This window comes from Pseudomonas sp. H1_D05 (assembly GCF_054682705.1).
This window is the reverse complement of record NZ_CP162825.1, coordinates 6,370,836-6,383,404: the sequence shown is the minus strand read 5'-3', so window position 1 is coordinate 6,383,404 and position 12,569 is coordinate 6,370,836. Positions and strand designations below refer to the sequence as shown.

Here is a 12,569-nt window from a genome sequence, read left to right as displayed (position 1 = left end):
CCTTCGCTGCTCAAGCATAGTCGATCATGTATGGATACCGAGGTTCCCGAATCGCCTTGTAACAAGGCTTGGTAGGGTGATTTTTATCTGTGTGTCGTCGCAGGATTCACCATCATCACTGTGAACGTGCCCGAGGAGAAGACGTGGATTCCCGATTAAATGCTTTTCTTGAACGCGCCGAGTCGGTTCTGGCGCGTATCGAACCGTTGTTGCCGGCACCACGGCCGGTGATCGACTGGGGCACTTGTCTGGCGGCGCGCTGGCAACGCGACGGGCGCAGCGGCTATCTGATGCCGCTGGAAGTCAGCCTCGACATGCGCTTGTCCGACCTGATCGGCGTTGACCGTCAGCTCGAACAGCTGGGGCGCAACACCCAGCAGTTTCTCGATGGCATGCCGGCCAACCATGCGTTGCTCTGGGGTTCGCGCGGTACCGGCAAGTCGTCGCTGGTGCGGGCCTTGCTGGCGGAACACGCCGCCACCGGCCTGCGCCTGATCGAGATCGAGCGTGATCATCTGGCGGATCTGCCGCGGGTGGTCGAGCAGATCGGCAAGCTGCCACAACGCTTCGTGCTGTTTTGCGATGACTTGTCGTTCGAATCCGGTGAAGGCGATTATCGCGTTCTCAAAAGCGTCCTCGACGGCTCGCTCGAGCAGGCCCCGGACAATGTCTTGCTGTACGCCACCTCCAACCGCCGCCACTTGGTGCCGGAAAAGGAGAGCGATAACGAAAACTGGAAACGCGTCGACGGCGAACTGCATCCCAGCGAAGCCGTTGAAGACAAGATCGCGCTGTCGGACCGTTTCGGTCTGTGGCTGTCGTTCTATCCGTTTACCCAAGAACACTTCCTTAACGTCGTCGAACACTGGATCGGTCAGTTGGCCGCCAAGGCCGGCCTGAGCTGGCAGCGCGACGAAGCACTGGACATCCTCGCCGTGCGTTGGGCCACCGGCCGCGGTAATCGCAACGGACGTTGCGCGTACCAATTCGCCCGTTACTGGGTGGGACTGAAATTGTTGGAGCACAAGGCATGATTGATTTGCAGCAAAGCGGCCAAGGCCTCGAAGGCTATGGCATGTTGGCCGCACAACTGGAATCGCTGCTGGCGGACGAGCGCGATTTCATCGCCAACGCCGCGCAGTTTTCGGCGTTTCTGTTCAACCAGCTCGATGACCTGAACTGGGCGGGCTTTTACCTCAATCGCAACGAAGAACTGGTGCTTGGTCCGTTCCAGGGGCAGATCGCCTGCGTGCGCATCCCGTTTGGCCGTGGTGTGTGTGGCGCGGCGGCGGCCACTCGGCAAACCCAGCGCGTTGAAGACGTACACGCGTTCCCGGGGCATATCGCCTGCGACAGCGCCTCGAACAGCGAGCTGGTCGTGCCGTTGGTCAAGGACGGTCGCCTGATCGGTGTACTCGACCTCGACAGCCCGAAGCTGGCGCGTTTTACCGCGCAGGATCAGGCTGGCATCGAGCAACTGGCAGCGATTTTCCTGCGTCTGACCGACTGCTGATCATGCGGTGAGGCCAGCCTTGTGCAACAGGCTGGCCGGATCGACGTTATCGATCTGTGCGGGATCGAGAAAGCGCACGGCGTACTGCATGTAAACGCCTTCGTTGATGAACAATCCGAATAGCTGAGCATCGATGTGCGCCTCACGGCACATGGTGGCCATGATCGCCAAGGCCTCGCTCAGGGTTTTGGCCTTTTTGTACGGGCGATCGGCTGCGGTCAGCGCCTCAAAGATATCGGCAATCGCCATCATTCGCGCGGGCAGGCTCATGTCCTCACGCTTCAGGCGTTTCGGGTAACCGGTGCCGTCCATTTTTTCATGATGACCGCCGGCGATTTCGGCAATGCTGTCGAGGTGGCCGGGGAAGGGCAGGTGGCTGAGCATCATGATCGTCTGCACCATGTGGTGATTGATCATGTAGCGCTCTTCGCGGGTCAGGGTGCCACGGTTGATGCTCAGGTTGTACAGCTCGCCGCGATTGTATTTGTAGTGCGGTACATCCAGTTTGAAGCCCCATGGATTGTCTTCGGGGATCAACTCGTTCGGGTCGCGTTCAAGCAAGTGCTCTGGCTTGTCTGCCAAAAGCTTTTCACTGACCGGCAGATTCGGTGCCGGCGTGCGCGCCTGACGCCGGTTCTCTTCCCATGACACGCCCAAGCGGTCATCAAGGGTGCGTAGCCAGGTGCGTTGCGCCAGATGGTCAAGGCGCTGCAGATCCGCCTCTGCCATCGCTTCACTGCCCAGATTGCAGCGCGCGACAAACGTAAAATCGTCGTCCAGCGCCGTCAGCGTGGCATCGCGCAATTCGGCCAGTGCAGTCTCATCGCCGCCCAGAGCGCACGCCTGCCAATAGCTGATCCAGGCATCACGCTTGAGCACTTCGAAACGCGTGCGAATTTCATGAATACGGTCGTTGATGGTTTCCAGTTTGGTGGCCTTGTCGACCACGTATTCCGGCGTCGTCACCTTGCCGCAGTCGTGCAGCCACGCGGCAATGTGCAAGGCTTCCCATTCATCCTCGCTCGGTTGGTAGGCACTGAACGCCGGCGCCTCGCTTGCCGCTGCCGCCTGAGCGAGCATCAACGTCAGCTCTGGCACGCGCTGACAATGGCCGCCGGTGTACGGACTCTTGGCGTCGATGGCGCCAGCGAGCAGTTGAATGAAGGCGTCGAGCAATTGCTTTTGGCGGGCTTGCAGGCGTTGGCTCTCGATGCTGACCGCCGCCGCGCCGGAGACAGCCTGGAGGAACGCGATGCGATCAGGGCGCAGTTTTTCCAGATCGGCTGCCGTGCCGCTGTCGCTCACCAGCAGAATCAGCAGGCCGATGGTTTCGTCGTGGCGGTTGTGCAGGCGGATGCCGATCAGATGGATGCGGGGCGATTGCATTGCCAGCAGGACCTTCTGCAAGTCGCCGGCCTGATCGACGCCGAAGTTGCTCACCACGTTATTGGCGCCGACCAATTGTTCAAACCACGCCGGCCCTTTGTTCTGCTGCAGGTCGTGGCCCTGAATGTCGAATGCTTCCAACGCCTGAGACGTACCATCGATCACCAGCCCGTATGGCTCCATGCGGCTGCTGTCGCTTTCACGCAGATAGATCAGCCCTGCCTGCGCCTGCGCAATCTGCACCGTTTCAAACAGCACCCGTTGCAGCAGCGGGGCGAAGCGGGTTTCGGCGCCGAGGGTGTCGGTAATCCGGAAGAAACTCGCCAGGGTGTCTTTCATCCGCGCCATCGACACGCTCAACTGGTCGACTTCAAGCACCGGCGAGCGGCGGGCCAGAGGAAAGTTGAAATCGAAACTGCGAATCGCGTCGGCTTCCTTGACCAGTGCATGCAACGGCTTGACCAGAATTCGCGAAATCACCCAGCCCAGCGGCAGGCACAGCAGCAGGGTCGCGAGGGTGATCAGCGCGCCTTGCCAGCGCAGGCGGTAGGCATCGATCAATAACTCGTCCTCGGGCACCAGCAGCGCCAACTGCAAACCTTTCGGACCGCCCTCCTGAATGTTGCTGCGGGCGACGATCCACTGGCGACCATCGGCTTCCAGGCGATTGCCTGTGGCTGCGCCGGACAACAGCGCATGCAAGCCCGGACTCAGATCCGCCGCTTTGGCCAGATGCGCGCCGCTACTGTCGACGATCAGGCGTTCGCTGTCGGGATAGGCCACAGCGTTGCCTTCGGCATCGAACAGGGCAATTTCGGTGGAGGGTGTGACGACATGTTTGCTCAGCGCCGCCGACAGGGCGACCAGCGTCAGGTCAGCACCGATGACGGCGTTCTCGCCGCTGCGTCGGGCCAGCGTCGTGCCGACATTGCGCGTGGAGAAAAACACGTAGGGCTCGGTGGTGATTTGTTCGTTTTGCTGGCGAGCATGGTTGAACCACGCGCGGCTACGCGGATCGTAGCTGTCGTCGGGGTTGTCCTGACGGCTGATCAGCGACAATGTCTGGTCAAAAAACAGCGATTGCGAGTGCATCGCGCCCTGCGGGTCATGTTCGATACTCCAGACCTGATACGCCGCCGCTTCAGGGGCCTTGAGCAATGTCTTGATGGCGGCGCTGCGCAGCGGACGCACCATGAAAAAATCGCCATTGGCATAACCCAGATATAGCGACGCCAGATTGGGATTGTCGCTGAGCGACTGGCTAAACGGTCGGAGCAAGGGCAAGCGTTGTTCAAGGCGCGCGGCCTGAGTGGCGGGGTCATCCGCCAGCAAACTCAGCAGGTGCCGAATCGGCTGATAGGTGGCGGACATGTCCAGACGTACGTCTTGTTCGATCCTGTCGAACAGCTTTTCGCTGCTCGACAGGATGATCTGCGTGGTCTGGTGATAATTGAACAGGCCCAGTACGACCCCGGTGAGCAGCAACAGGAATGTGAACATGACGCTGATGTGCACATGCAGCGGAAACCGGCGTTGCTCCGGGCGCAGTGGGCTGGGCATTTCGGACTCTCCATGATGGTTAACTCACTGCTCAGCGCCAAGCATAGTTAAGGCAAGCTCATTGTGCTTCGATCCGACACCGCCAATTGTTGCTGTAGTGCCTGCTCCAGTTCGAGCATGGCGCGGTTGCTCGCCTCGCAACGGCGAGCGACTTCGTCTGTCGCCATGGCCTCGGCGCAGGCCTGCTCAAGGGCATCGCAACACTCGATCACGCGCGATGCCTGCGCGATACGTGCCGCACCCTTGATTTTGTGAGCGACCACCGCCAGCGCCCCGCGATCCTGTTCCGGCGACAGTGCGAGCAGTTCCTCTCGGTCGATACGGCTGCTTTTGAGCAATTCCGCCAGCAGACGGCGAGCCTGGGCCGGATTGCCACCGGTCAGCATGTTCAGGTTTTGCAGGTTGAAAGCCGGCGGCGCTGATGTCGGTGTGATGCCATCGACCCACTGGCTGAGCAGGCTCAGGCTCAGGGGTTTGAACAGGCAGTCGTTCATGCCGGCCTGCTTGCAGCGCTGGATTTCTTCGGGCTGCGCATTGGCCGTGAAGCCCAGCACGGTGCATGGCGGACAGCGCGCCTGCAGTTCCTGCTGTCGAATGGCGCGGGTCAGTTCATAGCCATTCATCAACGGCATGTTGCAGTCGACAATCACCAGATCGAAGTGGCCGGTTTTCCACAGTTCCAGGCCGCTGCAACCGTTCTCGGCAATGCTGAAGTGATGGCCGAGAAACTCCAGTTGTTGACACATCAGCAGGCGATTGGCGGGATGGTCGTCCACCACCAACACGCGTAAGGGGGTCTGCGATGCCTTGATTGGGGATTCACTTTTGACCGTGCTCAGCTGTATCGGCAGCGTTTCCAGTGCCAGCGAGACGCAGACCTGGGTGCCGATGCCAGGCTGGCTGCTCAATTGCAATTGCCCGCCCATCATTTCGCACAGGTTACGGCTGATCACCAGCCCCAGGCCGGCACCACCTCTGCCTTGCTGGCTGCTGTTTTCCGCTTGGGCAAACGGTTCGAACAAGCGCTGCTGATCCTCGGCACTGATACCGACGCCGCTGTCCTGTACGGTCAACTGCATCAGGGCGCGGGCAGGTACATCGGTGTTCATGAGGTCGAGGGTGATCCGCACATGCCCCTGCTCAGTGAATTTGATCGCATTGCTGACCAGATTCGACAGCACCTGCTTGAAACGCAGTGGGTCCAGATGCACATCGACGGCCAGATCCGGTGGGTTGAAGATGACTTGCAGGGAGAGGTTTTTCTGCCGGGCGAGACCGTCGAAGATCCTGGCGACTGACGTCACCGTATCGACCAGATTGACCCGTTCCGGACAAAGACTCAGACGCCCGGATTCGATCCGTGCGATGTCGAGAATGTCGCCGATCAAACCCAGCAAGTCCTTGGCCGAGTGGTACGCGGTGTCGATGGATGAGCGATCCGGATGCTGCGGATCCATGCGTTTGAGCGTCAGTTCGAGCATGCCGATCACCGCGTTCATCGGCGTGCGGATCTCGTGGCTCATGGTCGCCAGAAAGGTGCTTTTCGCCCGGTTGGCCTCATCCGCCCGTTCTTTGGCCGTACGCAACTCGTCGAACAGCTGGCGGCGCTCGCTGATGTCGATCCAGCCGCCAATGATGCCTTTCACCTCACCGCTGGAGTCGCGGTACGGCAGTATCCAGTGATAGATCGTCAGACGCCGGTTGCCGATGTGCAGGGGCCGGTCGACGACCATCGGCGTGCCTTCGGCGATGACACGCTGGTAATCGGCCTGAAAGGCCTGGGCCTCGAAGGCATTGCTCAGGGAGCCATCGATGACGTTTTTGCCGATGACATCCTCGCGGCGGGCATTGAATGCTTCGAGATAGCTCTCATTGCAACTTTGCAACCGGCCCTGGCGGTCGCGCACGTAAATTGGATGCGGTGTGCCGTCGACCAGCGAACGCATGAATTCGAACTGGTCGTTCAGCGCTCGTTCGGCAGCCTGGCGTTTTTTGATCTGGTGGCGCATGTAAGCGTTCCAGACCAGCAGCAACAGCAGTAACAGGAAAGCGCCGATGATCACTTGATAGAACAGGCGTTGGTAGTTGTGCCAGATGTTCTGCGAGACAGTCGAGTAACCGCGCCAGCGTCCATTGATCACCCCCAGTTCGTCGGGGGCGATGCTCAACAACGCCTTGTTGATGATCGACGTCAGTTCCGTGTTGTCCCGCGCGGTCGCCAGTGAAAACGCCGCCTGGCCCGTGCCGATCGTGGTGGTGATCTGCAGCGCCTGATTGAAGATTCGTGAAGAAATGAAGTAGTTGGCAATCACCAGCGAGTTCACCGCACCGTCGACATGGCCTTCAGCGAGCTGGGACACCGCGCTGAACGTATCTGCCGTTTCGATCAACTGGATGCGCGGATATTCCCGACGCAGGTACTCGACCATCGGATTGCCTTGGGCAATCGCCAGTCGCTTGCCCTTGAGCTTGCCCAGATTGGTCGGACCATCCGCGCTTTTGCGGGTCAGCAGAACGTAGGAGTTTTCCAGATAGGGACGACTGAAATTGAGGGTTTTCTCGCGCTCCGCCGTCGGCAGTAATGCGGCGATCAGATCGGCTTGATGACGGTCGATCTGCTGGATCATTTCCGCGTCGTTGCGGCTGCGACGGATCTCGAAACGCAGGCCGGTGCGCAGGCGGATCAGCTCGAGCAGGTCGGCACTGATGCCGCGAAAATTACCGTCGTTGTCAAAGAATGTCAGCGGCGCGAACGCTTCATTGACCACCACACTGACCACCGGATGCTGTTTGAGCCACGCTTCTTCGCGCTGTGTCAGTTGCAGTTTCCGGTCGGTGAGCAGCAGATCGTTGCCAGCGCTCCAGCGCTTGGCAATATTGTCACGCTCACTGGCCGGCACAGCTTTTAGTACTGCATCGATGATCGCCAGCAGTTGTGGGTTGTTGCGGCGCACGGCGAAGCTGAATCCCTGGGCTTCCTGCTTGCCGAAATTGGCCATGCGCACGTTGTTCAGATAACCCTTGTTGATCATGTAGTGAGTTGAAAGCGTGTCGCCGAGAAACACATCGGCCTGATCGAACGCCACGGCGTTGATTGCATTCTGGTAGGAGGGGTAGCAGGTGATGAGCGCTTTGGGGTATAGCGCTTTGACTTCGGGCAACGGCAGATAGTGATAGACCATGCTCAATCGCAGCCCGGCCAGGCCTTCGGTGAGTGAGCGGGTTTCGTCCTCGCGGGTAACCAGCACCGGCATGTCAACGGCGTAGGGTATCGACAGCGCCAGGTTGGCATTGCCCGCTTCGAAGCCGTTCGCGGTACCGAGCAGGTCGATCCGGCCATCGACCAGTGCGCTAATCGCCGCGTCCCGAGAGGGAAAGCGCTGCACCCGGATCGGTAGACCGGTGGCCTGGCCGAGGAGCCCGGCGTAATCGGCCGTCAGACCTTCGTAATCCTTGCCGCTGGTCGTCATGTCAAAAGGCGGGTAGTCGGGCGCGGAGGTGCCCACGACCAGTTCGTTACGTGTCAGCAGCCACTGCCGTTGGGAGTGTTCGAGCGTGACCGGAACTGGCTCGTCCGCCGACCGGCTGAGCAAGGCGTAGTCAGGTGAGGTGCCGGGCATGGCGAACACATTGGCGCTCAGGTAAAAACCTGCGCTCAACGCAATTAAATAGTCCTTTAAACGGCTAGGCATGCGGGCTCTCACACGAGTGCGTTTCGTTTGGCCATCTCGATAAGTTCTACAAGGGATTTGGCCTTGAGTTTTTGCATCAGACGTTTTTTGTAGGTGCTGACGGTTTTATTACTCAGAAACATGCCCTTGGCTATTTCCTTGTTAGTGCGACCCTGGGCGAAAAGTTGCAAGACCATCAACTCACGATCATTAACAGATTTGAATAATTCAAGTTCGGCAAAACGGATGTCGTCGCTGCGCACCGGATTCAATGCCTGGCTGGGGAAATAGTTGTAACCGGACAGTACCGCTTTGATCGCACTGACCAGTTCACTCAAGTCTTCCTGTTTACAGACATAACCCGATGCGCCGGATTGCATGCAGCGAATGCCGAACAGCGTCGGACACTGTGCCGTCAGGATCAGGATCTTTAACGGGGAACCCATGGCATTGAAGCGAGCCAGTACTTCGAGGCCATCCAGCTTGGGGATGCTCACATCGAGAATGACCAGATCGGGCATGCACTCGCGCACCATTTGCATGGCATCGACTCCGTTATCGGTTTCACCGACGACCTTGTAACCTTCATGCTCCAGCAGCATTCGAACGGCGAGACGGATGACCGGGTGATCGTCGACAATAAAAACGGAGTTCATAATCAAATCCCATGCAAGCACGAATAAAGCGCGCACCTTAGCTCAGTTGAATGAGCACTCGCATGAAGTGACATGGCTTCAGTCACGATATCGGATTAATCCTACAATTAATGAAGAAACGGACTACAACCAAACTAGGTTTGACGTAAGGAAGTGCTGGATTTGAACGGGCTTATAGTTTGACTTGAATGATTTGCAAGTACTGGCCGTAAATGGCTTTTTAAAGATGTTTAAAGTTGCTGATTCGTCGGCGCAATAATTGCCGCTATTCCAGCCATATCAGACGCCAGTCGACACTTGTGGGTCGATAATCACAGGCTGTGTGGATACGGGCGGCCATCGTTATGGCCGCCCGTAGGCGAGCGGGTCAGTGACTGGAGCGCCCGGTCATTTCCAGCGCCATGTCGCTGGCGTAGCTGTCGGTCATGCCGGCGATGAAATCGATCATGCGCAGAAACGACGTGTGTAACGATCCCTGCGGATCCGGTGCGTTACTGCCCAGCAGATCGAGAATGCGCCGGCTTTTGAATGACGGTGTACGACCGTTGTGTTGTTCCAGCGCCGCGCCGCAGAACGAGTTGAGCAGAATCTCGAGCGTGGTATAGGCGCCGATTTCATGCAGGGTTTTGCGTTTGTCCTGAAAGATTTTCTTGCGGGCGATGTCCTTGGCATTCAGCACGCAACGCTTGGCCGGGCCGTGCATGTGCTCGACCAGATCGCCGTGCAGCGTGCCGGCGAGGAGGGCGTCCTGTTGCTCGACAAAGGCCCGTGCGGCGGCGTTGGTCAAATGCTCGATGGCCTTGCCGCGCAGGATCGCCAGTTTGCGTCGGCGCGAATCCTGCGGGCCGAGCTGGCGATAGGTTTCCGGCAGATCATCACCCACCAGCCCGAGCAGCAGCGATTCGACTTCGGCGTACTCCAGCAGCTCCATTTCGAGACCGTCTTCGAGATCAATCAGCGCGTAGCAGATGTCGTCGGCGGCTTCCATCAGGTACACCAGCGGATGACGCGCCCAGCGCTGGTCTTCGATTTGCGGCAGGCCCAGTTTGTGGGCGATCTGCTCGAGCAGCGGCAACTCGCTCTGATAGCAGCCGAATTTGTGTTTCTTGTAGCCCAGGGAGTCGGCGTGGCGCGCGGTCCACGGGTACTTCAGGTAAGTGCCGAGGGTGGCGTAGGTCAGTCGGGTGCCGCCGTCGAACTGGTGATACTCTAGCTGAGTCAGGACCCGGAAACCCTGGGCATTGCCTTCGAAATTGAGGAAGTCGGCGCGTTCGGCTTCGCTCATGCCGTCGAGCCAGCCGCGTCCGGCGGCCTGCTGGAACCAGTGGCGGATGGCGTCTTCACCGGAATGACCAAACGGCGGATTGCCGATATCGTGGGCCAGACACGCCGATTGCACCACCATGCCGAGATCGGCCGGGTCGCACCATTCGGGCAAGGCATTGCGCAGGGTTTCACCCACCCGCATGCCCAGCGAACGGCCGACGCAACTGACTTCCAGCGAGTGGGTCAGGCGCGTGTGAATATGATCGTTGCTGGTGACCGGGTGGACCTGGGTCTTGCGCCCGAGACGGCGGAAGGCGCCGGAGAAGATGATGCGGTCATGGTCTTTGTGGAAAGGGCTGCGGCCAAGTTCTTGCGGGCTGTGCAGCGGCTTGCCGAGGCGTTCGCGGTTGAGCAGGGTGTGCCAATCCAAGGCTGATTCTCTCCGTCAGGTGACTGGGGGCGTTGGCCCCTAGCTTCCCGGTTCACGTCCGCCCCTGCAAGCGGAACTACAGTCCGGCGGCGTCAATATCGATCAGCAGCAAACGTTCACCGTTGTCGAAAAACTGCCCGGCTGTCAGGCAGTACTGATTGCTGGTGGCATCGCGGTAGGTATTGGAGAGCGTCAAGCGCCGCTCCTCCCAACCTTCGGCGAGCAAATGATAGAAGTACGGGCGCCACGACCAGTTGTGCCCCAGATAGCGATTGTCGGCGACCCAGCCATGCTGCCGCCATTCCAGATTGGGCGTCAGTTGCGTGCCGTGGCGATCGCATTGATAAAACCGCAGCAGCCAGGGGAAGGCGTCCAGTTGTGGCAAAGCGCTCAAAGGGGCATGGGCCTGAGCCCAGGCTTGCAGGATCGACATCAGTTCAGCGAGTTGCTGGCGCATTTGCATCAGTCGTCCGCGCTCCACGAGTTTCTGCCGGACATAGCGCTGGCGCAGCTCGGCGAAGCGTTGGACGAATGCGTCACTGGGGAAAAACGCCTCCTGTGCCCGTGCGAACAGGAATCCCTGCACATAGCGCGATCCGCATTCCAGGGCGAAATTCAACTGCGCTTCGGTCTCGACGCCTTCGGCGATGATCCAGCAGCCGGTCTTCTCGGCCATCTGCGCGAGGGCCTTGACCACGTCGCTGCTCGGCCCGCCCAGTGCCGCGGCCTGGAACAGCCGCATATCGAGTTTGAGAATGTCCGGTTGCAGCGCCAGCACCCGATCCAGTTGCGAGTAGCCGGCGCCAAAGTCGTCGATGGCGATTCTTGCTCCCGCCTCGCGATAGCGCGCGACGACTTCGGCCAGACGTTGACCATTGCCACCCAGTTCGGTGATCTCGAAGACGATGCGTTGCGGATCGATACCGTAGCGCGCCAATTGTTTGAGGCTGGGCAGGGCCTGATCGGCGCGCAGGCGACTGATCCAGCGTGGCGACATGTTCAGGCTGAGAAACCAGTCTGCCGGCGCTTCATGCAAGCGGCTCAAGGCGTTATCGCGGATCTGCCGGTCGAGACGGCGCAGGGCAATGGCGGGCGTGCGCGGGTCGGCGAATAGAGGCCCAACCGAGTTCAGTTGACCGTCGGCCTGGCGCAGGCGCCCCAGTGCTTCGACGCCGGCAATGCGTCCGGTGGCGGTATCGATGAAAGGCTGAAAGCAGGCGAGCGGTTGCCCGTCGATCACGGGGCCTCCTTAGTGGTTCTTGTTCTGGTGAACCCCGCCGACCGGGTAGGCGCACGGGATCGAATCTCCGGATAAAGAGATTCATCCCGCCGACAGTGCAAGAATGTAGCCAGATGTATCTGTTTAGCGTTTCGCCGAGCTCTGCATCACCAGTTTGATCAGCGGCCCCAGGCTGGTGCCGAGCCGAATCAAGCGGGTCAGGCCACCGACACCGCCGCTTTTCGCGCCTTTGCCAGTGATGAATCCCAACAGCGTAACGGCGGCCACGCCCCACAAAGGCGCGTGTTTGATGCCGAAACCACCTTGCAGGTTTTGCGACATGCCGCGCATGCGCTGCAGAGGCTGCATCACTTGCCCGGCTTCATGGCGGATTTCCTGACGATGCATTTCCATGCGCAGGCGGATCAACGCCTTGCGCATTTCCCGACGCGAGCTGTTGTGTGGCAGTTCAGGCAGGCTCATGGCAGCAGGCGCTCCCGGTCGTTGGCCAGCTCTTCGAGCGTGCCGTGGAAAGGCGAGGACTCATCGAAGATCGCAGCCTTGAGGCGCAGCGCGCAGAAGATCGAGGCCAGGGTATAGAACACGCACAGGCCGATGATCGCAGCAAGGCGATAAGTGTCCCAGAACACAATCATCACCAGTGTCGATAAGCCCACCAGTAATAACAGGGCAAAAACCAACGCCAGGCCTGCGAACAGTAACAGGCTGACGGTACGTGATTTCTGCTCCTGCAATTCAATGCCGAACAATTCGACATGGCTGTGCAGCAGACCGAGAACGGCGGCGCCCAGGCGTCGCGTGGAAGAGGCGGTGCCCGCAGTCGGGCCGGATTCACCGATCGACATAA

The 12,569-nt window shown here is 59.6% G+C and carries 9 protein-coding genes; 2 read left to right on the top strand and 7 right to left on the bottom strand.

Going from position 1 to position 12,569, the window contains the following annotated elements; genetic code table 11:
- The first annotated feature begins 143 nt into the window (after window positions 1-143).
- Together AB4O11_RS28630 and AB4O11_RS28625 are read left to right on the top strand one after the other, a co-directional pair.
- Complete coding sequence (locus tag AB4O11_RS28630; RefSeq protein WP_093435135.1) at window positions 144-1,034, top strand: ATP-binding protein; 891 nt, start codon at window positions 144-146, stop codon at window positions 1,032-1,034.
- Window positions 1,031-1,513, top strand: coding sequence for a GAF domain-containing protein (locus tag AB4O11_RS28625; RefSeq protein ID WP_093435133.1), 483 nt, complete (start codon window positions 1,031-1,033; stop codon window positions 1,511-1,513). Before AB4O11_RS28630 ends, AB4O11_RS28625 begins: the two co-directional genes overlap by 4 nt.
- On the opposite strand, the gene AB4O11_RS28620 is transcribed toward AB4O11_RS28625, so the two are convergent.
- The 7 genes from AB4O11_RS28620 to AB4O11_RS28590 all read right to left on the bottom strand — a co-directional run bounded on the left by AB4O11_RS28620 (window position 1,514) and on the right by AB4O11_RS28590 (window position 12,567).
- A complete protein-coding gene (locus AB4O11_RS28620; protein WP_460091782.1) occupies window positions 1,514-4,459 on the bottom strand; it encodes an HD domain-containing phosphohydrolase in 2,946 nt (981 codons plus the stop codon). It abuts the gene before it with no gap.
- 47 nt (window positions 4,460-4,506) lie between these two features.
- Complete coding sequence (locus AB4O11_RS28615) at window positions 4,507-8,151, bottom strand: transporter substrate-binding domain-containing protein (protein ID WP_460129690.1); 3,645 nt, start codon at window positions 8,149-8,151, stop codon at window positions 4,507-4,509.
- Window positions 8,152-8,159: 8 nt separating this feature from the next.
- Window positions 8,160-8,786, bottom strand: coding sequence for a response regulator transcription factor (locus tag AB4O11_RS28610; RefSeq protein ID WP_007908640.1), 627 nt, complete (start codon window positions 8,784-8,786; stop codon window positions 8,160-8,162).
- A gap of 367 nt (window positions 8,787-9,153) precedes the next feature.
- Window positions 9,154-10,482: a deoxyguanosinetriphosphate triphosphohydrolase gene (locus AB4O11_RS28605; RefSeq protein ID WP_093435126.1), complete on the bottom strand. Its 1,329-nt coding sequence runs from the start codon at window positions 10,480-10,482 to the stop codon at window positions 9,154-9,156.
- A 76-nt stretch (window positions 10,483-10,558) separates the two neighbouring features.
- A complete protein-coding gene (locus tag AB4O11_RS28600) occupies window positions 10,559-11,722 on the bottom strand; it encodes an EAL domain-containing protein (protein WP_093435124.1) in 1,164 nt (387 codons plus the stop codon).
- Window positions 11,723-11,845: 123 nt separating this feature from the next.
- Window positions 11,846-12,184 carry a hypothetical protein gene (locus AB4O11_RS28595; protein ID WP_449123506.1) on the bottom strand — a complete coding sequence of 113 codons (339 nt, stop codon included), beginning with the start codon at window positions 12,182-12,184 and terminating at the stop codon, window positions 11,846-11,848.
- Complete coding sequence (locus tag AB4O11_RS28590) at window positions 12,181-12,567, bottom strand: phage holin family protein (RefSeq protein ID WP_007908652.1); 387 nt, start codon at window positions 12,565-12,567, stop codon at window positions 12,181-12,183. Before AB4O11_RS28590 ends, AB4O11_RS28595 begins: the two co-directional genes overlap by 4 nt.
- Window positions 12,568-12,569 lie beyond the last annotated feature (2 nt).

Bases quoted from the DNA above. Each gene is read 5' to 3' on its own strand.
- AB4O11_RS28625 (WP_093435133.1), top strand. From the start codon at position 1,031: ATGATTGATTTGCAGCAAAGCGGCCAAGGCCTCGAAGGCTATGGCATG.
- AB4O11_RS28620 (WP_460091782.1), bottom strand. From the start codon at position 4,459: ATGCCCAGCCCACTGCGCCCGGAGCAACGCCGGTTTCCGCTGCATGTG.
- AB4O11_RS28615 (WP_460129690.1), bottom strand. From the start codon at position 8,151: ATGCCTAGCCGTTTAAAGGACTATTTAATTGCGTTGAGCGCAGGTTTT.
- AB4O11_RS28610 (WP_007908640.1), bottom strand. From the start codon at position 8,786: ATGAACTCCGTTTTTATTGTCGACGATCACCCGGTCATCCGTCTCGCC.
- AB4O11_RS28595 (WP_449123506.1), bottom strand. From the start codon at position 12,184: ATGAGCCTGCCTGAACTGCCACACAACAGCTCGCGTCGGGAAATGCGC.
- AB4O11_RS28590 (WP_007908652.1), bottom strand. From the start codon at position 12,567: ATGTCGATCGGTGAATCCGGCCCGACTGCGGGCACCGCCTCTTCCACG.